The sequence below is a fragment of the Streptomyces sp. DI166 genome, from assembly GCF_900091315.1.
Taxonomy (GTDB): Bacteria; Actinomycetota; Actinomycetes; order Streptomycetales; family Streptomycetaceae; genus Streptomyces; species Streptomyces fuscus.
Genome location: NZ_FLSP01000029.1, coordinates 14,778 through 34,680, shown reverse-complemented (window position 1 = coordinate 34,680; position 19,903 = coordinate 14,778). Strand labels below are relative to the sequence as shown.

The window sequence follows — 19,903 nt, the reverse complement described above, 5'->3', positions numbered from 1 at the left end:
CCCGGACGTTCTCAGACAGGTCTCACACAGGTCCGCTAACCTCCCCGCCACTGGTACTCGACGTTTCGAGGAGGCGGAACGTGACACGCGGAGGTCATGGACTGGCGAGAGTGGCCGTGGTCGTACGGGCCGGGGCGGCACCGCTGTTCTGGCTCGGGGGCCTGGCAGCCGGGCTCGGCGTCCTGGTGCCCGGCATCACCGGGCGGCGGATCGGGGTGATGGCCGGGGCGGCCCTGTTCCTCATCACCGCGGCCGTGGTGGCGTACCTGCGGCGGGGGCGGTACGGCGCCCTGACGCGCGGTGCCTCGCGCGCCGGGCGGCACGACGTCCTCCAGGACCGCGCGGTGACGCTGCGGGTGTGGCGGCGCGGCCACCGCTGGTGGCTGCTGCTGGCCTTCGCCGCCGCGTTCGGCAGCGCGTTCGCGGTGCCCGCGGCGGGCGGCATGCTGCTGGCCGGGGCGGGTGTCGGGCTGTGGCTGAAGTCGGCCTGGATCGGCCGCCGCGAGCGGGCCGAGGAGACGCTGTGGTGGGTGCGCGTGGACTGGCTGCGCGCGGGCGGACGGCCGGTCGGCAAGGCGGTCAAGGCCTACCGCGGCACGGGCATCGCGGCGGGCGACGCGGCCCCCGGCGGGGCCCGCCGCCGCACCGCGGCACTCGTCTAAAGCGCGGTCAGGCCGTCAGACCTCCAGATCCTGCTCGATCTTCTTCAACTGGTGCCGGGCCATCGCCAGGTTGGAACGCTTGGCGTCGAGCACCAGGTACAGGAAGAGGCCGTTGCCGCCACGGCCGCTGAGCAGACGGATCAGGTGGTACTGGTCGCTCAGGGAGATCAGGATGTCCTCGATCTCGCCCTTGAGCCCGAGGTGCTCCATGGTGCGCATCTTGGCCCGGACGACATCGGTGTTGCCGGCGGCGGCCACGCTCAGGTCGAAGGTCTTGCTGCCGCCCATGGTGCCCAGCGCCATGCCGCTCGTGTAGTCCACGAGCGCGACGCCGGTCGCACCCTCGATGGAGGTCAGCGCCTCTTTCAGCGAGGTCTCGGTGTTCGCCATGATGAATTTCCTCTCAACTCTCCGCGCTGGTGCGCGGTTGGGTGGACGCGGTGCGCCGGTCGCGCGGGGCTTTCGCCCGGGCGGCCGGGGCCCGCGCGGGCGTTCGGCTCTTGGTCTCCTCGGCCGCCCCGTCGACCAGCTCCCCGATCCGGGCGGCGGCGCGGCGGCCCTCCAGGTGCAGCCGTCCGACGCTGACGTCGTCCTTGGCGAGCAGGGTCAGTACGGCAGCCTGTCCCGCCGCGTAGGTCGCCACATAGCCGCCGTGGCCGCGGACCAGCAGTTCGCGCAGGTCACCGCGGCCGGTGGCGTCGGCGAGGCGGACGGCGACGCCGAGCGCGGCGGCGGTGAGGGCGGCCACGCCGTCCGGTTCGGTGTCCGGCGCGTCCGCGGCGACGACGAGGCCGTCGACGCTGGCCGCGAGGGAGCCGGTCAGCTGGGGGATGCGGGCTCGGAGCCGGTGGAGCTCGTCGAGTATCGGCGCCTCGGCGGCCATCAGGTTTCTCCTCTGTCGGTCAAAGGGCCTCCAGCGCATCCCGGACTCTCTTCAGCAGGGCGACGTCGGGGTCGTTGGGTGCGGGCCGCTCCCCGGGCGGCCGGGGGGCCGACCGGGTGGGGAGCGGGGGCGGGGCCGGTTCCTGCGGGCGTGGGCTGAGGACTCCGGCCGCCGCCAGCCGCCGTATGTCCACCAGGGTGTGGAAAGTGGGGCGGCCCAGGGCGCGGGCGATGTCCGGTGCGGTGCGGACGCCGTCCAGGAGGGCCAGTACGGCCTGCTGGCGGCCGGTGAGCGTGGGGGGCCGGGGCGGGTCGGCGCGGGCGAGCGGCGCGCTGTCGGCGGCGTGGTCCGGCCAGATGCGGTCCAGCAGGACGCGGCGGCGCAGGGTCTCGCGCTCCAGCGAGGTCACCGGCACCGGGCGCACGGGGCCGAGCCAGTGCCCGGTGCCGTAGCGGAAGCGGCCCGGGGTGCTGCTGGGCGCGAGGGCGAAGTAGGCGGCGTCGTAGAGGGCGCCCAGGTGGCAGAGCTCCAGGGTGCCCGGGGCTATGCGGCCGCTGTCGAGCAGCAGGCGGGCGGCGCCGTGCCGTTCGTCGGCCTGGTTGACGGCGTCCATCCAGGCGTCGGCGGAGAGCGTGCCGTGCGCGGTGAGCAGGACGTCGAGTCCGGGGGCGGCGGGGCTCTCGGCGTGGACGATCTGCCCGTCGGCCAGGTAGAGCGTGCCGCGCTCGCGCAGCAGGACCCCGGTGGCCCGCTCGGCGGCGAGCCGGCTCAGCATCGGTGACAGACCCCTCGGCACCCGCTCGGCGGCGGTGCTGCGGTCCCGCACCGGCAGCCGGGGCGGCAGGCCGGCCGGGGTGGCGTGCAGCGCGGTCATCCCAGCACCAGCCGTCCGGCCAGCTCGCCGAGGCGGATCCGGGCGAGCGCGAGGTTTCCCTCCTCGCGGCCCAGCCACACATGCAGGAACACGCTGCTGTCGAACGAGGTCCACACGAACCTCAGCACGTGATAGCTGTCCCGGTTGCTGAGGATCAGGTCCTCCAGGGGCGGCTCGGTCTCGTCGCCGGGTTCCCGCGCCGGGGCGAACACCCGGTGCTCGGCGGCCAGCCGGGCCAGCTCGGCGGCCTCGGCCGCGCTCGCCTCCGCGTCGCCGCCCGGGGACTCGCCGACCGTGCCCAGGGTCAGTCCGCTGGTCCAGTCGACCAGCGCCGCGCCGCGCGCGCCGGGCAGCTGCATGGCCTCCAGCAGACACTCGTCGATTCCGGGCACGGTGACTCCCCTCCCGCCTCTGGGTTCGGCTGAGTGACCACGAAGCTACGCAACGTGTGGGCGAGGGGTGAGGGTTCTGGCATTTTCCGGCGGAACATGCGCCGGACGGCTAGGGTGGGCAACTTGCCCTGGGTTCAAGGCTGTTGAACCGCAGCTCCGCCGGGGTGCGTCAAGGGCGCCCGGGGGTGCGCAGGGTGGTGAGCGCGGACGCGTGCGCCCCTCCGGATTCGGCCACGATCGCGTCGAGCCCCTGTGCCTCCCGCACGGTCGCGAAGGCGACCGAGCCGGTGCCGTCCGGCACGAAGCCGTGAATGCCGGGCCGGGCAAGGGAGTTGTAGGCGTAGTGGTGGGCGAACGCGTACGCGCCCGTGTCCAGCGCCGCCACCACGTCACCCGGCTCCAGCGGCGGCAGCGACCGCGCCTCGGCCAGCAGGTCACCGGCAAAACAGGCCGGCCCGGCCACGTCCTGCACCACCTCGCCGCCGGTCTTCGGCCTCCCCTTGGCGTCGTACGCCGCCAGCCGCAGCGGCCACGCCGCCGGCGCGTACACCGTCCGCGTCGCCACCTGCACGCCCGCGTGCGTCACCGCCACCGGCCGCCCGCCCGCGCTCTTGGCGTACTCCACCCGGGCCAGCAGCGTCCCGTGCTTGGCCAGCAGCGACCGCCCGAACTCGGTGACCAGCCCGTAGCGCCCGCCGAACAGCCCCGGCACCGCCTCGCTCAGCAGCCGCGCGTACTGCGCGTACGTCGGTGTCGTGACGTCCGAGGAGAAGTTCACCGGCAGCCCGCCGCCGATGTCGACGGTGTCGATCTGCCGCCGCCCGGCCCGCTCGTTGATCTCCTCCGCCAGCGCGTACGTCTCCGCCACGCCCCGCGCCATCAGTGACAGCGGTATGCCCTGGGAGCCGGTGTGCGTGTGCAGCCGGGTCAGCCACGGCCGTTCCAGGTACGCCCCCACGACCCACTCCCGCGCCCCCTCGTCGCGCAGCGGCACCCCGAACTTCGAGGTCGCGGTCGCCGTCGACGTCGCCTCGATGGAACCCGAGCCCATCTGCGGATTGACCCTGAGGCCGAGCGGAGAGCGGCTCGGCGCCGACCGCATCAGGGCGTCGATCCGGGCCAGCTCCTGCGGATTGTCGGCGTTGACGGCGATCCCGAGCTCCAGCGCCTCGCGCAGCTCGGCCTGCGTCTTGGCGGGCGAGTCCAGCACCGTGCGCTCCGGCGGCAGCCCCGCCGCCCGGGCCAGCGCCAGCTCCCCGGGGCTCGCCACCTCCGCGCCGATCCCCGCCTCGCTCAGCAGCCGCAGCACCGGCACCAGCGGGGTCGCCTTGACCGCGAAGGCGTGCAGCACCGGGGTGCCGGGCGCGGTCACCGCCTCGAACGCGGCCCGCAGCGCCGCCGCCGACTCCCGGATGCCGGTGACGTCCAGCAGGCCCACGATGGGGGAGTCCGGCCCCAGCAGCCCCTGCTCCACCGCGGCCCGCACCGCCTCGTCCCGGCGCGCCACCCGCTCCTCGTCCGTCCGTCCGTCACTCACGATGTCCACCGCGTCCCCCGCTGTGTCGTTCCCGAGACCACTCATCCAGACAAACATCCGCGGCGCGGTCGCGCTGGCGCACCGACGTATTGACTAGCTCTATTCAGAGCGTCAGGATGTGAATAACAACAGCAACAATCCGGCAGCACCATCCGAGGAGGCAGACCATGTCAGGACCCCGCCCCGTACGAGCCCCGCGCGGTACGGAACTGAGCGCCCTGGGATGGCAGCAGGAAGCCGCCCTGCGGATGCTGCAGAACAACCTCGACCCCGAGGTCGCCGAACACCCCGACAAGCTCGTCGTCTACGGCGGCACCGGCAAGGCCGCCCGCGACTGGCGCTCCTTCGACGCCATGGTCCGCACCCTGCGGACCCTCAAGCAGGACGAGACCATGCTGGTCCAGTCCGGCCGCCCGGTCGGCGTCATGCAGACCCACGAGTGGGCGCCGCGCGTCCTGATCGCCAACTCCAACCTGGTCGGCGACTGGGCCAACTGGGAGGAGTTCCGCCGCCTGGAGCAGCTCGGCCTGACCATGTACGGCCAGATGACCGCCGGCTCCTGGATCTACATCGGCACCCAGGGCATCCTCCAGGGCACCTACGAGACCTTCGCCGCCGTCGCCGCCAAGCGGTTCGGCGGCACCCTCGCCGGGACCATCACCCTCACCGCCGGACTCGGCGGCATGGGCGGCGCCCAGCCCCTCGCGGTCACCATGAACGACGGCGTCGCCATCTGCATCGACTGCGACCCGCGCGCCATCGAGCGCCGCATCGAGCACCGGTACCTGGACGTGCGCGCCGACTCCCTGGAGCACGCCCTCCAGCTCGCCGTCGAGGCCCGCGACGCCCGCCGCCCGCTCTCCATCGGCCTGCTCGGCAACGCGGCCGAACTGCTGCCGCGGATGCTCGCCGAGGGCGCCCCCGTCGACATCGTCACCGACCAGACCTCGGCCCACGACCCGCTGTCGTACCTGCCGGTCGGCGTCGACTTCGACGACATGGCCTCCTACGCGGCCAAGGACCCGGCAGGGTTCACCACCCGGGCCCGTGAGTCCATGGCCAAGCACGTCGAGGCCATGGTCGGCTTCATGGACGCCGGCGCCGAGGTCTTCGACTACGGCAACTCCATCCGCGGCGAGGCCCAGCTCGCCGGATACGACCGGGCGTTCGCCTTCCCCGGCTTCGTGCCCGCCTACATCCGCCCCCTCTTCTGCGAGGGCAAGGGCCCCTTCCGGTGGGCCGCGCTCTCCGGCGACCCGGCCGACATCGCCAAGACCGACAAGGCGATCCTGGACCTGTTCCCGGAGAACGAGTCCCTCGCCCGCTGGATCAAGATGGCCGGTGAGCGGGTCCACTTCCAGGGCCTGCCCGCGCGTATCTGCTGGCTCGGCTACGGCGAGCGCGACAAGGCCGGTGAGCGGTTCAACGACATGGTGGCGAGCGGTGAGCTGGCCGCGCCGCTGGCGATCGGACGCGACCACCTCGACTGCGGCTCCGTCGCCTCCCCGTACCGCGAGACCGAGGCCATGCTCGACGGCTCCGACGCGATCGCGGACTGGCCGCTGCTGAACGCCATGGTCAACGTGGCGTCCGGGGCGTCCTGGGTCTCCCTGCACCACGGTGGCGGGGTCGGCATGGGGCGGTCCATCCACGCGGGGCAGGTGACCGTGGCGGACGGCACGAAGCTGGGCGGCGAGAAGATCCGGCGGGTGCTGACGAACGACCCCGGCATGGGTGTCATTCGGCATGTCGACGCCGGGTACGACATCGCGGAGTCGGTGGCGGACGCCAAGGGTGTGCGGGTGCCGATGCGTGAGGGTGACGACGCGTGACGGGTAGCGGCAACCCCCCGGTGGGGGCGGGCGGTTCGGCGCAGGACGCCCGTCCGTCCAAGGGCGGCTCGTTCCACGAGATGTGGCGCGAGCTGTACCCCATCGGGCGCCACCCCGACTCCCACGGCTACCGGCGCTACGCCTGGACCGGGGCCGACCTCGAATGCCGGGCCTGGTTCAAGGCGCAGGCCGAGGCGCGGGGGCTGGTTCACGAGGTGGACCGGAACGGGAACCAGTGGGCCTGGCTCGGCGACCCCGCCGCCGGGGACGCCGTCGTCACCGGGTCGCACCTGGACTCCGTGCCGGACGGGGGCGCCTTCGACGGCCCCCTGGGTGTCGTGTCGTCCTTCGCCGCACTCGACGAACTGCGCGCCCGGGGCGTGGAGTTCACCAAGCCGCTCGCCATCGTCAACTTCGGCGACGAGGAGGGCGCCCGCTTCGGGCTCGCCTGCGTCGGGTCCCGGCTCACCGCCGGACAGCTCACCGTCGAGGGCGCGCACAAGCTCACCGACGGCGACGGAATCAGCCTGCCCCGCGCCATGGAGGCGGCCGGTTACGACCCCGAGGCCATCGGCCCCGACCCCGAGCGGCTGTCCCGCATCGGCGCGTTCGTCGAGCTGCACGTCGAGCAGGGCCGGGCGCTGGACCTCTCCGGTGACTCCGTCGGCATCGCCAGCGCCATCTGGCCGCACGGACGCTGGCGGTTCGACTTCCGAGGCGAGGCCAACCACGCCGGCACCACCCGCCTGGTGGACCGCCGCGACCCGATGCTGTCGTACGCCGAGACCGTGCTCGCCGCCCGCCGGGAGGCCGAACTCGCCGGTGCCGTCGCCACCTTCGGCAAGATCTCCGTCGAGCCGAACGGCGTCAACGCCATCCCCTCCCTGGTGCGCGGCTGGCTCGACTCCCGCGCCGAGGACCAGGCGAGCCTCGACAGGGTCGTCACCGGCATCGAGCGCGCCGCGCGGGAGTACGCCGCCGCGCACGGCATCGACCTGGACGTCGTACGGGAGTCCTTCACCCCCGTCGTCGAGTTCGACCACGCCCTGCGCGACGAACTGGCCCGCATCCTCGGCAAGGACACCGACCTGAAGGTGCCCGTCCTCGGCACCGGCGCCGGACACGACGCCGGAATCCTGTCCGGGAGCATCCCGACCGCCATGCTGTTCGTACGCAACCCCACCGGCGTCTCGCACTCCCCGGCCGAGTCGGCGACCGAGGACGACTGCGTGGCCGGGGTCCTCGCACTCGCCGACGTACTGGAAGGGCTGGCCTGCGCGTGACACGGACGTACTGGCTGGAGCACGCCTGGCTCGGCACCCATGTCGAGCCGGGCGTGGCGATGGACGTGACGGACGGCCGGATCACGGCCGTCCGCACCGGTACCGAGACCCCGCCGCCCGGCGCCGAGATCCTGCGCGGACTCACCCTGCCCGGGCTGGCCAACGCCCACTCCCATGCCTTCCACCGCGCCCTGCGCGGCACCGTCCAGGTCGGCTCCGGCACCTTCTGGACCTGGCGCGAGGTCATGTACGCCACCGCCGACCGGCTCACCCCGGACAGCTACCACGCCCTCGCGCGGGCGGTGTACGCGGAGATGGCGCTGGCCGGCATCACCGCCGTCGGTGAGTTCCACTACGTCCACCACGCCCCCGGCGGCACCCCCTACGCCGACCCCAACGCCATGGGGGAGGCGCTGATCGCGGCGGCCGCCGACGCCGGTATCCGCATCACCCTCCTCGACACCGCCTACCTCTCCTCCGGCTTCGGCCAGCCGCCCAACCGGCACCAGCTCCGCTTCTCCGACGGCACCGCGGACGCCTGGGCGGAACGCTGTTCAGTTCTCAAGGAACGGGATCACGCGCGGATCGGGGCGGCGATTCACTCCGTGCGGGCCGTGCCCGCCGAGCAGTTGGCGACCGTCGCCGGGTGGGCCGAGGAGCGGCGCGCCCCGCTCCATGTGCATCTGTCGGAGCAGACCGCCGAGAACGAGGCCTGCCACGAGGTCCACGGCTGCACCCCGACCCAGCTCCTCGCCCTCCACGGCGTCCTGGGCCCGCGCACCACCGGCGTGCACAACACCCACCTGACGGCCGAGGACATCTCCCTGATCGGCGGCAGCGGCACCGGCACCTGCATGTGCCCGACCACCGAACGGGACCTCGCCGACGGCATCGGCCCCGCCGTGGCCCTGCAGAACGAGGGCTCCCCGCTCTCCCTCGGCTCCGACAGCCACGCCGTCATCGACCTGCTGGAGGAGGCGCGCGCCATGGAGCTCAACGAGCGCCTGCGCTCGCGCACCCGGGGTCACTGGACGGCGGCGGCCCTGCTGCGGGCTGCCTCCGCCGACGGCCACGCGGCCCTCGGCTGGGACGACACGGGCACCCTGGAGGCGGGCGCCCGCGCCGACTTCACGACGATCGCGCTCGACTCGGTCAGAACGGCGGGGCCGCTGCCGCGGCTCGGCGCCGAGACGGCCGTATTCGCGGCGACCGCGGCGGACGTACGGCACACGGTCGTGGCGGGACGGCACATCGTGCGCGACGGCGCCCACCAGCTCGTACCCGATGTGCCGCAGGCCCTGTCGCGTGCGGTCGAAGCCCTGCGCTCCTGACGACGACCCACGAGGACACGATGAGCAGCACCGTCATCAGCAACATCGCCACGCTGGTCACCAACGACCCCTCCCTAGGTGACAACTCCCCCCTCGGACTGGTCCAGGACGCGGCCGTCGTCATCGAGGGCGACCGGGTCGTGTGGACCGGTGAGTCAAGCAAAGCACCCGCCACTGACAATCGGGTCGACGCCGGCGGCCGGGCGGTCCTGCCGGGGTTCGTGGACTCCCACTCCCACCTGGTCTTCGCGGGCGACCGCACCCAGGAGTTCAACGCCCGTATGTCCGGCCGCTCCTACTCCGCGGGCGGCATCCGCACCACGGTCGCGGCGACCCGGGCGGCCACGGACGCCGAGCTGGAGGCCAACCTCACCCGCTACCTCGACGAGGCGCTGCGCCAGGGCACCACGACCTTCGAGACCAAGTCCGGCTACGGCCTGACCGTTCAGGACGAGGCCCGCGCCCTGCGCATCGCCGCCGCCCATACCGACGAGGTCACCTACCTCGGCGCCCACATCGTCTCCCCGGACCTGGCCGACGACCCGGCCGCCTATGTCGCCCTGGTCACCGGGGAGATGCTGGACGCCTGCGCGCCGTACGCCCGCTGGATCGACGTGTTCTGCGAGAAGGGCGCCTTCGACGGCGACCAGGCCCGCGCGATCCTCACCGCGGGCAGGGCCAAGGGCCTGCACCCGCGCATCCACGCCAACCAGCTCTCCTACGGCCCCGGCGTCCGGCTCGCCGTCGAGCTGGACGCGGCCAGCGCCGACCACTGCACCCACCTCACCGACGCCGACGTCGACGCCCTGGCCAGTGGGAACACCGTCGCCACGCTGCTGCCCGGCGCCGAGTTCTCCACCCGCGCCGAGTGGCCGGACGCCCGGCGGTTGCTGGACGCGGGGGTGACCGTGGCGCTGTCCACCGACTGCAACCCCGGCTCGTCCTTCACCTCGTCGGTGCCCTTCTGTATCGCGCTCGCCGTGCGGGACATGGGCATGACCCCGGACGAGGCGGTCTGGTCGGCCACCGCGGGCGGCGCCGCGGCCCTGCGCCGCACGGACGTCGGCCGGATCGTCCCGGGCGCCCGCGCCGACCTCACGCTGCTGGACGCCCCGAGCCATGTGCACCTGGCCTACCGGCCGGGCGTACCGCTGGTCACCGGGGTGTGGCGGCGCGGCGAGCGCGTGGTCTGACCGGGGGCCTGCTCACCCGGTCCGCCACCGCTGTTCCGCGTCCCCGTTCTCCTCCTCCAGGGCCAGTGCCCCGCTGCCGACCGGCGTCACCGCGTGGCCGGGGGCGATACCGGGCCGGATGAAGCCGCGGGAGTCCACCGCGAACCGCAGGTTCTGCCCCTTGTCCCCGTTCACCGAGTCGCACGCCCAGATGCCGACGCCGCGCTCCACCGAGCCCCGGCTGTCCAGGCAGAACTCGGGGTCCGCGTACGACTGCACCACGCCCCGTCCGGCATCCACCCGCCACCGCTGGGTGGGGGCGGACGAGCAGGGCGCCGTGATGACGTCGGTCCCCTTCTCGAACTCGCCGTCGCGCACGTCCAGGCACAGCCCGCTGGAGTGGTTCACCACGAGCGCGTACGAGCCGCCGGGCGGCCGGAACGGCGGCGTGGGGGAGGGGGCGGCCGAACTCCGGGTCGGGGAGGGCGATTTCGACGGCGAGCGGCCGGGGGAGGGGGAGGACGAGGGCGACGGGGTCGCGGACACCGTCGCCGTCACGGTCACCGGCGGCGCGTCCACCGGGGTGCCGGAGCCGATCGAACTCACCGGTTCCTGGCCGTCGTCGGAGGACCCCGACCGCGCCACGATCAGGACCAGCAGCGGCACCAGCGCCACTCCGAGCGCCGCCGACACCAGCACGGACCGCCGGGACGGCGACCAGGCGGCGGCCGGAGTGCGGGTGCGGGGTGCACGGGGCGCGGGCTCGTCCCGCACGTACAGGGCGCCCGCCCAGGGCAGCAGGCCCTCCGCGAGGGCGCGGCGCGGGTCGTCGCGCAGGGCGCAGAGCTCCTCGTGGGCGGTCGTACAGGTCGCGCAGCGGGCCATGTGGGCCCGCAGATCGGCGCTGACGCGGGGGTTGTCGGGGCGGACCGACTCCTCGATCAGCCGGTGGAAGTCGCGGCAGTCGGGGTCGGCGGAGGCCGTCAGGCGGGCGTGCAGCACCGCGCGGGCCAGCTGCTGGAGCGCGGCGGCGGTGTCATGGGCGACGTCCGCGCCGGTCAGGCCCAGGAAGGCGGCGGTGCGCTCGTCCGGTTCGCGCTCCACGACGGCGTACCAGAGCAGGCCCCGCGCGCGGGCGGGCAGCGACTGGAAGGCGCCCAGCAGGGGCGGCACAGGCCCGTCCGGGCCCGCCGTGCTGAGTACCAGCAGCAGCCCGGAGTCCAGCCCCGCCACCCGCTCGTCCGCCGCCCAGGAGACGGCCAGCCGCCCGGTGAGCAACAGGAGCCGGTGCCGCCAGGGCCCGCCGGGGTCGACGCCGCGGGCCGTCTCCCGGGCCGCGAGGGCGAAGACCTGGCCCGCGAGCTGCCGGGCCGCGGAGTCGGTGGTGGTGCAGAGCCGGGCGTAGGCCAGTACGGCGGGCCGGTGGCGGGCGCGCAGCTCCTGGAGTCCGCGGTAGGCGGTGGCGGAGTCGGCGCGCAGCAGTTCGGTCAGCCGTGCGTCGGTCGCGCCGTGGTCGGCCCACATCATGAACCCGCCTCCTCATGAGCCGCCGTATCCGCCGGTGATCCGGTGCTACCGGCGGGTACGACGGCTCATAGTGAAGGAAGGGGGGCCGTGAGGAAAGAGTTTCCGTGGGTAACCCATGGGACGCCGAGGGGCCTACTCCTCCAGGGTCAGTCCCTTGCGCAGACGCACCAGTGTCCGTGACAGCAGCCGTGAGACATGCATCTGCGAGATGCCCAGTTCCTCGCCGATCTCCGACTGGGTCATGCCCGCGACGAACCGCAGGGAGAGGATCTTGCGGTCCCGGGGCGGGAGCCCGGCGATCAGGGGCTTCAACGACTCGACGTACTCGATGCCTTCGAGCCCGTGGTCCTCGTAGCCGATCCGGTCGGCGAGCGCGCCTTCGGCGTCGTCCTCCTCCGGCTGGGCGTCCAGCGAGGAGGCGGTGTAGGCGTTGGAGGCGGCCATGCCCTCGACGACCTCGTCGTTGGTCAGTCCGAGGCGTTCGGCGAGCTCGGCCACCGTCGGGGCGCGGTCGAGCTTCTGGGCCAGTTCGTCGCCTGCCTTGGCGAGGTCGAGCCGGAGTTCCTGGAGGCGGCGCGGGACGCGCACGGACCAGGAGGTGTCCCGGAAGAAACGCTTGATCTCGCCCACGATGGTGGGCATCGCGAAGGTGGGGAACTCCACTCCGCGGCTGAGCTCGAACCGGTCGATCGCCTTGATCAGGCCGATGGTCCCGACCTGGATGATGTCCTCCATGGGCTCGCTGCGCGAGCGGAACCGGGAGGCGGCGAACTTGACCAGCGCGAGGTTGAGTTCTACGAGCGTGTTGCGGACGTAGGAGTATTCGTGGGTCCCTTCCTCCAGCGACTCCAGCCGCTCGAAGAGGGTCTTGGACAGGGCCCGTGCGTCCACCGGGCCGACCTCGTCGAAGGGCGGTATCTCCGGGAGTCCGGCGAGGACGTCGTCCTGCTCGATGGGAGCCAGATGTTCCGGGGGGGTTGTCGACGTCGCCTGTTCGGTATGCGGGGCGTCGAGCCGGGGTGACATGATGTCCTCCATCGTTCTCGGCATATGGCTGCCGAAGCCATCAGGTGCACTGCGGTGTGCGGCGCCTCCAAAGCCGGCCGTGTCGGTTGTGTGTCCCTACTAGCCCTACCCGCTTTCCCGAGATCACCGCAAGTGTGTTCTGTGGTGAAATGTCCGTTTGTGTGTGGATGTTCGGGTGTCGAAGGGCGGGTGGAGGGCGTAATGTGCGAGGGCGTCAGTCAGCCACGACCTCGGGAGTGAGAGACGGCATGGACCGCGGGACAGTCGGCAATGCACAGTCCGGCCGGCTTCTGGTGGAGGTGCGGGAAGAGGGCTCAAGCGCCGTGGTGACCGTGGTGGGTGAGTTGGATCACCACACCGCCGATCTGTTGCGTGAGCCACTCGACGAGAGCCTCGCCAAGGGCTTCAGCAGACTGGTCGTCGACTGCGGGCGTCTGGACTTCTGCGACTCCACCGGACTCAACGTGCTGCTCGGCGCGCGTCTGAAGGCGGAGGCCGCCGGAGGCGGCGTGCACCTCGTCGCGATGCAGCCCGTGGTGGCGCGGGTCTTCGAGATCACCGGGGCCGATGCGGTCTTCACCGTCCATGACAGCCTCGCGTCCGCCCTCCCCGACGAGGACGGCTGACCCGGCCGACGGCGGTCCGGGCACCGGCCCGTGCCGCCACATCCGGAACACCGCTCCCCGTACGCACGGGATTCGTGCCGAATACGGGGGTGTTCCACCGGACGGCCCGGGCAGGAGTCATCCTGGACATGTCGCTGTCACAGCGACGAGAACCGTGACCGGACCTGTACGGACCTCTTCCATCGTGAACTGGTGAATCGGTGAGGTGAAGCGCTGATGAGCACCACCCGGCCCTGCTCGCCGGGCGACCGCGGCCCCGAGCCCAGCGGCGCTTCCGGGACGCCCGAAGCGGACCCGGCCGCCGTCCCGCCCGCGGAACCGGTGGACCGGCCGGTGACCGGACCGCAGGTCCGCACCCTGAGCCTGGACGGGCAGAGCGGTGTCGTGCCGCTCGCCCGCGACTTCACCCGGCAGGCCCTGTACGCCTGGGGCTGGCTGCCCGCCGCCACCGCCGACCAGCGCGCGGCGGCCGAGGACGTCCTGCTCGTCGTCTCCGAGCTGGTCACCAACGCCTGTCTGCACGCCGAGGGCCCCGACCGGCTCCGGATCACCTGCGACAACAAGGTGATCCGGCTGGAGGTCTCCGACCGCGGCACCGGCCAGCCCGCGCCCCGCACCCCGCACCGCGCGGGCCGCCCCGGCGGGCACGGCATGTTCATCGTGCAGCGGCTCTGCCTGGACTGGGGTGTCGTACGGGCCCCGGGTGTCGCGGGCAAGACGGTCTGGGCGGAGCTGGGCGCTCCGGCCTGAGCCGTCCCCGGCCTCGCGCATCCCCACAGTTCCGACACGCACTGTGTCTTCCTTCCTCCGGGCCCCGGGCGTACCTTGACGGCCGATCTGATGTGCCGTCAGGAACGAGAGGGAGCGGAACCGTGTCGTACCGGAAACGAACCGCCGCGCTCGCGTCCGTCGCGGCCCTGGCCGGGTCGGCGGTGCTGATGGCCGCCCCCGCCGCCCGCGCCGAGGTCGTGGACGTCAACTACCAGTGCAAGACCCCGATCGGCGACAAGAGCGCCGTCTCGCCCATCGACATCAAGGGGGTGCCGAGCGGCGACGGCTACAAGGTCACCATGTCCTGGCAGAAGGGCGTCTCCTCCAGCCCGGTGGAGCTCGGCAAGGGCGCGATGAACCCGAGCGCCACCATCGAACTCGGCGGCGCGGACAGCGGCACGCTGCAGGTGTCGGGCCCGGCCAACCAGGAGGCCGTCCCGGCCAACACCCCCATCAAAATCAACGACCTGACGGGCACCTACACCCCGAAGAAGTCCGGCAAGGTCACCTTCACGCCCGGTGTGCTCACCATCAAGGCGCTCGGGACGACGACCACCTGCACCCCCTCCAACAGCCCCGGCCCCGCCCTCACCCTCGATGTGAAGGCCGCGGCCGGCTCGGGCGGCGGCACCCCCCAGTCCGGCACCGGCTCAGACTCCGGCGGCGAACTCCCGCAGACCGGCCCCGAGGACTCGGCGATCGCCCTGGCCACCCTCGGCGGCACCGTCCTGCTCACGGGCGCGGCGGGCACCCTGTGGCTGACCCGGCGGAACCGGACCGTACGGCACTGAGGGCGGCGCGCCCGGCGCTCTCGACCACCCCGGACCAGCGTTGGAGCCGCCCATGTCGCCGACCGCCCGTGTCCTCCTGCCCGCCCTGCTGCTCCTGCCGTGCGCCGCCCCGGCCATGGCCGCCGACGGCGGCTGGTCCGTGGCGCCCGCGGGCGGCGGGCGGCCCTCCTTCTACGCCGAGGGCGCGCCCGGGACGGCCGTGGAGGACACGGTGTCGGTGACCAACCGGGGCGGGACGCCGCTCACCGTCAGCCTGTCCGCCACCGGCGCCCGGATCGGCCTCGCCCGCTCCGAGGTCCGCGTCCCGGCCCGCACCCGCGCCGACATCCCCTTCACGGTGACCGTCCCGGACACCGACCGCTCGGCCCGCCTCGTCGCCCGCGCCCCGGACGGCACCTCCCGCACGGTCGCCCTGCACCTGCGCGCCGAGGTCCCGAGACTGTCGGCACTGACGGTCGAGCACGTACGGGTCGACGGCGGCGGCATCACGTACGAGGTCGTCAACCGCGGCACCACCGCCCTCCACCCCCGCCTGGCGATCCGCGCCGACGGTCTCTTCGGCCCGGTCCTGGACCGCCCCGCACGCCCGCTGCCCGCCGAACTCGCCCCGGGTGAACGCCTCAGGCTGACCGAACCCTGGCCCGACCGCCCGACCCTGAACGCCCTCGACATCCGCCTCACGGCAACCGCCGGGGGAGGAGCCCACGACACGGCACACACGTCGGCCCGGTTCGTCCCCTGGGAACCGGTGGCGGGCGTGACGGCCGCCGCGGCCCTCCTCGCCGTACGGCACCGCAGACGCCGTACCCGCAGGACCGCCGAACCACCCCATCAGGACGCCGAGTTGACGGGAGCGTCGAAGTGAACGGCAAGGTGCGGATCCCGGCGCTGCTCGCCCTGCTGCTCCTGGTGCTGTCGGTGGCACCGGTCGCGTCCGCCGCCGACCGGCCCACCGTGAAGCTGTCCGCCGCGCAGGCGGGCACGGGGGGCTCGATCACCGTCAGCGGTGAGGGGTGGCGGGCGCGGGCGTTGCTGATGATCCTGATCTGCGGGCAGTCGGTGCCCTCCTCCGGTGTGACCGGCGGCACCAACTTCTGTGCCAACGCCGACGGCAGGGCCGTGACGACGGACGCCGAGGGACGGTTCAGCCGGAAACTGCCGGTGGCCGAACCGCCCGTGCCCTGCCCCTGCGTGGTGCACGTGGCCACCGTGCAGGGCGCCGGGGCGGAGGCCGACGCCGCCTTCCAGGTCGCCGGGCACGCCGTGGAACCGCTGCCCGCGGACGCGGCCGGGGGACGCCTCTCCGTCCTCACCGACACCCGCCTGGACGGTTCCAGCGGCCTGCTGACCTGGTTCGGCGCCCCGCCCGTCCGCACCCTGGTCTTCACCGTCGGCAACGTCGGCACCGCGCCCGTGAAGAACCCGCTGTTCCACGTCGGCACCTCCCACGGGGTGTTCGCCCCCGAATGGCAGGAGCACCAGTGGCGCGGCACTGTCCCGCCCGGCGGCAGGGCCCGCGTCGAACTGCCCGTGGAACTCTCCGCCGGGGCCCACGGCGACTACACCGTCTCGCTGAAGTACGGCGGCAAGGTGATGGCCGAACAGCCCTGGGGCGTGGGCCGCCCCTGGGGCGTGACCTTGTTCTGGATCCTGGTCTGCCTGGTCGTCCCCGCCGCGGTGTTCCGCGTCGGCATGGCGGTGGTGGACCGGATACGGCCCCGGCCGCGCGTCCGCCGCGGCGTGCCGCGCCTGCCCGAACTCGCCCTGCGCCTGCCGGGGTTGAGGCCCCGCGAGCAGGCCAGGCACGCCATGTCCTCGACCCTGCCGTGGTTCACCCCCGACTCCGATCCGGGCACGGCGGGCCGGCTCTCCGCACCGCACGACGAAAGCCCGACGAGTCCGAAGGCTCCGACGAGTCCGTCGACTCCCACCAGGAAGGGACCCCCGTGAGCAAGCGAAGGAGAGCCGCCGCGGCCGTCGCGGCCGCACTGCTGCTGGGCCTGGCCGCGAGCCCGGCCCACGCGGCGGAGGTGTCGTACGCCACCGAGTGCGTCCCGCCCGCGATCTCGGGGCTGCCGCCGGTCAAGGGCACCACGAAGGTGGAGATCACCGCGCCCGCCACGGCCGAGGTCGGCGACGAGGTCGAGGTCGTCTGGAAGTTCGTCCAGGCCGCCTCGAAGAACCCCGACCTGATCGACCTGCCCGCCGACTCGGTGCAGCCCGGCGGCACGCTCAAGGCGTCCGGCGCGCAGAGCGCGGACCTCGCCATGCGCGGGCCGCGGGAGAACCCGCCGATTCCCAAGGGCGGCGCGATGGTGCTGTCCGACATGAGGGGCACGCTGAAGCTGACGGCGCCCGGCGAGGTGACGCTGACGCCGGACGCGTACGCCATCAACGCGCTGTCGACGGACACCAAGTGCGCGCCGGAGGAGACGGTGGAACCGGCGGCGACGATCAAGGTGACCGAGGCGGGGGAGTCCCCGTCACCGACCCCCACCCCGACTCCCACGCCGACTCCCACTCCCTCGCCGTCGCAGCCGAGTCCGACCCCCTCCGAGACCGTCGACGACCCCGGGCAGACCGACTTCACCGGCAAGGAGGTCCAGGTCCCCTACGCCTGCAAGACGCCCATCGGTGACAGGAACGCCGTCTCACCCGTGCGGATCGACGCCCGGAAGAACGGCGGGAGCTTCGACCTCACCGTGCAGTTCGAGAAGTCGGTGATGGACAGCCCCGCCGAGATCCCCGCGGGCTCGGTCAAGCCCTCGATGGAGGTGGTCCTCGGCGGCGCCGACAAGGGCACGGTCCATGTCGAGGGCCCTGTGAACGCCGAGCCGATCAAGGCGGGCGACCCGATCGAGATCCCGGACCTCAAGGGCACCTACAAGCCGGGGGCCGACGGTGAGTCGACCCTCGCGCCGGGCGTCCTGACCGTGCAGGCCCTGGGCACCACGACGACCTGCACACCGGAACGCACGGAGGTCTCGCTGACCCTGGACACGACCGAGCAGGAGGGCGGCGCGTCGGGCGGCGGGTCCACCGGGTCGGGCGGCGGCAGCGGCGGTACGACGCCGGACGGCGGCCTGGCGGAGTCGGGCGCAGCGGGCGACGGCGCGCTCAGGGCGCTGGGGCTGGTCGCGGGCACGGCGGTGCTGCTGGGCGCGGCGGTGTTCACGTTCCTGCCGGGCCGCAGGGCCCGCTGAGACGCGACGGGGCCGCCGCGACCCGTACGGATCACGGCGGCCCCGGCAGCCCGGTGGGGATACGTCAGTTGACGCTGCCCATGAGCTCCTTGACGCGCTTGCGGTACATCCACACCGCGACACCGGCGGCCACGGCGAGGGTGGCCTCCAGGGCGACGACACCCGTCTTGTTCAGGTCCACGCCCGCGATGGAGAGCAGACCGGTGGTCGCGTCACCGGCGGTGACGGCGAGGAACCAGACACCCATCATCTGGGAGGCGTACTTGGCGGGCGCCATCTTCGTCGTCACCGACAGACCCACCGGGGACACCAGCAGCTCACCGACGGTCTGCACGAAGTAGATCGCCACCAGCCACATCGCGGCCGCCTTGTGACCGCCCTCGGCGATCGACAGCGGGGCGAGGAAGAGGAAGAAGGACGCGCCGACCAGGACCAGACCCGAGGCGAACTTCACGATCGTGCTCGGCTCCTTGCCGCGCCGGTTCAGCGCGAGCCAGACCCAGGCGAAGACCGGGGCCAGGGCCATGATCAGGACCGGGTTGACCGACTGGTACCAGGAGACCGGGAAGTCCCAGCCGAGGACGCTGTTCTCGGCGGAGGAGTCGGCGAAGATCGACAGGGTCGAGCCGCCCTGGTCGTAGATCATCCAGAAGACGGCGGCGGCGACGAAGAACCACAGGTACGCCGACATCGACTTCTGCTCGCGGCTGTCCAGCTCCTTGTCGCGCTTGATGCGGACCAGGACCAGCGTCGGGATGATCACGCCGAGCAGGGTCAGCGGGACCAGGATCCAGTTCAGGGTGTAGCTGCCGGAGAAGCCGACGATCGCGTAGAAGACCACGGCGATACCGGCCCAGATCGCGGCCTTGCGCAGGGTGCTGCTCTTCTCGTCCACGGACAGCGGCTTGGGGACGACGCTGGAGCGCGGGGAGAGGTTGCGGCTGCCGATCAGGAACTGGGCGAGGCCGAGCGCCATGCCGAGCGCGGCGAGCGCGAAGCCCAGGTGCCAGTTCACGTTCTCGCCGATGGTGCCGATGATCAGCGGGGCGGCGAAGGCACCGAGGTTGATGCCCATGTAGAACACGGTGAAGCCACCGTCGCGGCGCGGGTCGTCCGGGCCGTCGTAGAGGTGGCCGACCATCGTGGAGATGTTGGCCTTCAGCAGACCCGAGCCTATGGCGACCAGGCCGAGACCGGCGTAGAAGGTGCCCGAGGAGGGCAGGGCCAGCGTGAGATGGCCGAGCATGATCACCGCACCGGCGACCGCGACGGTCCTGCGCGGCCCCCAGACCCGGTCGCCGAACCAGCCGCCGGGCATGGCGAGCAGGTACACCAGCGACAGGTACACGGAGTAGATCGCGGTGGCGGTGGCCGCGTCGAGGTGGAGACCACCCGGCGCCACGAGGTAGAGCGGGAGCAGTGCCCTCATGCCGTAGTAGGAGAAACGCTCCCACATCTCGGTCATGAAGAGAGTGGCCAGTCCGCGGGGGTGGCCGAAGAAGGTCCTCTCGGAACCGGGGGTGCCCCGGGTGGCCGAGTCCTTCGTCAGGCTGGACGCCATGGTGGTTCCTTGCTGGTCGGGACGCGCGGGTGGAGCGTTGCGCGCCCGGTGGGGGGCGGCCGGCACCGGCGGGCCGGCCGTCCACCCCACGCCCTGGGGGGAGTCCGCTCCGGATCGCGGAGCGAGGGACGCCGACCACCGGGATCCACGCCCCTGGTGAGGGGCCCGGCCACAGGTCATTCCTTTCGAGGCCGGTCGCGGTCGCGACCGGCCCGCACACAAAAGAGACCTTCAGCGTCATGTGTGTCGCCAAAGGTCCCCGTGGTGCTACAGGCGTTTGCATCACCATACGGCAGGACACTGCCTGATATGGAAGGACTTGAGACTGGAATCACAGGTGTCGCTGTAGCTGCGCACACCTATTCGAAGGCCTCGGCCCGGTCCCACCCTAGAGGTGTAGGTCTAGACCAAGGTAAGTGGCGGGTAGGGCCG

At 72.8% G+C, this 19,903-nt stretch carries 19 protein-coding genes; 11 read left to right on the top strand and 8 right to left on the bottom strand.

The genetic code is table 11. The annotated features are described in order from the left end of the window. Positions 1–80 precede the first annotated feature (80 nt). The gene (locus GA0115233_RS16430; protein ID WP_093720972.1) at positions 81–662 is read left to right on the top strand and encodes a hypothetical protein; all 582 of its coding nucleotides are present in this window, start codon (positions 81–83) and stop codon (positions 660–662) included. A gap of 15 nt (positions 663–677) precedes the next feature. On the opposite strand, the gene GA0115233_RS16425 is transcribed toward GA0115233_RS16430, so the two are convergent. From GA0115233_RS16425 to GA0115233_RS16405, 5 genes are all read right to left on the bottom strand, one after another. Continuing rightward, a complete protein-coding gene (locus tag GA0115233_RS16425; RefSeq protein WP_093720971.1) occupies positions 678–1,052 on the bottom strand; it encodes a hypothetical protein in 375 nt (124 codons plus the stop codon). Positions 1,053–1,065: 13 nt separating this feature from the next. After that, complete coding sequence (locus GA0115233_RS16420) at positions 1,066–1,545, bottom strand: roadblock/LC7 domain-containing protein (protein WP_093720970.1); 480 nt, start codon at positions 1,543–1,545, stop codon at positions 1,066–1,068. Positions 1,546–1,564: 19 nt separating this feature from the next. Further along, on the bottom strand, positions 1,565–2,419 hold the full coding sequence (locus tag GA0115233_RS16415) for a hypothetical protein (RefSeq protein WP_093720969.1): 855 nt from the start codon (positions 2,417–2,419) through the stop codon (positions 1,565–1,567). Continuing rightward, the gene (locus GA0115233_RS16410) at positions 2,416–2,811 is read right to left on the bottom strand and encodes a hypothetical protein (protein ID WP_093720968.1); all 396 of its coding nucleotides are present in this window, start codon (positions 2,809–2,811) and stop codon (positions 2,416–2,418) included. The genes GA0115233_RS16415 and GA0115233_RS16410 overlap by 4 nt, the downstream gene beginning before the upstream one ends. A 169-nt stretch (positions 2,812–2,980) precedes the next feature. Continuing rightward, the gene (locus tag GA0115233_RS16405; protein WP_255310223.1) at positions 2,981–4,393 is read right to left on the bottom strand and encodes a diaminopimelate decarboxylase; all 1,413 of its coding nucleotides are present in this window, start codon (positions 4,391–4,393) and stop codon (positions 2,981–2,983) included. Positions 4,394–4,515: 122 nt separating this feature from the next. Here GA0115233_RS16405 and hutU point away from each other — a divergent pair, with 122 nt between their 5' ends. The 4 genes from hutU to hutI all read left to right on the top strand — a co-directional run bounded on the left by hutU (position 4,516) and on the right by hutI (position 9,987). Next, positions 4,516–6,180, top strand: coding sequence for a urocanate hydratase (hutU, locus tag GA0115233_RS16400; RefSeq protein WP_093720967.1), 1,665 nt, complete (start codon positions 4,516–4,518; stop codon positions 6,178–6,180). Between the two features lie 80 nt (positions 6,181–6,260). Continuing rightward, positions 6,261–7,463 (top strand): allantoate amidohydrolase, encoded by a 1,203-nt coding sequence (locus GA0115233_RS16395; protein ID WP_093721007.1) that lies wholly within the window; start codon positions 6,261–6,263, stop codon positions 7,461–7,463. Then, on the top strand, positions 7,454–8,794 hold the full coding sequence (locus GA0115233_RS16390; RefSeq protein ID WP_093720966.1) for a formimidoylglutamate deiminase: 1,341 nt from the start codon (positions 7,454–7,456) through the stop codon (positions 8,792–8,794). The genes GA0115233_RS16395 and GA0115233_RS16390 overlap by 10 nt, the downstream gene beginning before the upstream one ends. A gap of 20 nt (positions 8,795–8,814) precedes the next feature. Continuing rightward, the gene (gene hutI / locus GA0115233_RS16385; RefSeq protein ID WP_093720965.1) at positions 8,815–9,987 is read left to right on the top strand and encodes an imidazolonepropionase; all 1,173 of its coding nucleotides are present in this window, start codon (positions 8,815–8,817) and stop codon (positions 9,985–9,987) included. Between the two features lie 12 nt (positions 9,988–9,999). Here hutI and GA0115233_RS16380 read toward each other — a convergent pair whose 3' ends face one another. Together GA0115233_RS16380 and GA0115233_RS16375 are read right to left on the bottom strand one after the other, a co-directional pair. Next, entirely contained in the window at positions 10,000–11,493 is a 1,494-nt protein-coding gene (locus GA0115233_RS16380) for an RICIN domain-containing protein (protein WP_093720964.1), read from the bottom strand. A 132-nt stretch (positions 11,494–11,625) separates the two neighbouring features. Next, positions 11,626–12,531 (bottom strand): RNA polymerase sigma factor SigF, encoded by a 906-nt coding sequence (locus GA0115233_RS16375; protein ID WP_093720963.1) that lies wholly within the window; start codon positions 12,529–12,531, stop codon positions 11,626–11,628. Positions 12,532–12,767: 236 nt separating this feature from the next. Between GA0115233_RS16375 and GA0115233_RS16370 the strand changes: the two genes are divergently transcribed. From GA0115233_RS16370 to GA0115233_RS16345, 6 genes are all read left to right on the top strand, one after another. Next, positions 12,768–13,145, top strand: coding sequence for an STAS domain-containing protein (locus tag GA0115233_RS16370; RefSeq protein WP_093720962.1), 378 nt, complete (start codon positions 12,768–12,770; stop codon positions 13,143–13,145). 216 nt (positions 13,146–13,361) lie between these two features. Continuing rightward, complete coding sequence (locus GA0115233_RS16365) at positions 13,362–13,895, top strand: ATP-binding protein (protein WP_093720961.1); 534 nt, start codon at positions 13,362–13,364, stop codon at positions 13,893–13,895. A gap of 122 nt (positions 13,896–14,017) precedes the next feature. After that, positions 14,018–14,707 (top strand): LPXTG cell wall anchor domain-containing protein, encoded by a 690-nt coding sequence (locus GA0115233_RS16360; protein ID WP_093720960.1) that lies wholly within the window; start codon positions 14,018–14,020, stop codon positions 14,705–14,707. A 52-nt stretch (positions 14,708–14,759) separates the two neighbouring features. Further along, entirely contained in the window at positions 14,760–15,572 is an 813-nt protein-coding gene (locus tag GA0115233_RS16355; protein ID WP_093720959.1) for a COG1470 family protein, read from the top strand. Then, on the top strand, positions 15,569–16,657 hold the full coding sequence (locus GA0115233_RS16350) for a hypothetical protein (protein ID WP_093720958.1): 1,089 nt from the start codon (positions 15,569–15,571) through the stop codon (positions 16,655–16,657). Before GA0115233_RS16355 ends, GA0115233_RS16350 begins: the two co-directional genes overlap by 4 nt. Next, positions 16,654–17,910, top strand: a complete 1,257-nt coding sequence (locus tag GA0115233_RS16345; RefSeq protein ID WP_093720957.1) for a hypothetical protein — start codon at positions 16,654–16,656, stop codon at positions 17,908–17,910. Before GA0115233_RS16350 ends, GA0115233_RS16345 begins: the two co-directional genes overlap by 4 nt. 64 nt (positions 17,911–17,974) lie before the next feature. Here the strand turns inward: GA0115233_RS16345 and GA0115233_RS16340 are convergent, their stop codons facing one another. Further along, on the bottom strand, positions 17,975–19,471 hold the full coding sequence (locus GA0115233_RS16340; protein WP_093720956.1) for an oligopeptide:H+ symporter: 1,497 nt from the start codon (positions 19,469–19,471) through the stop codon (positions 17,975–17,977). Positions 19,472–19,903: the final 432 nt, after the last annotated feature.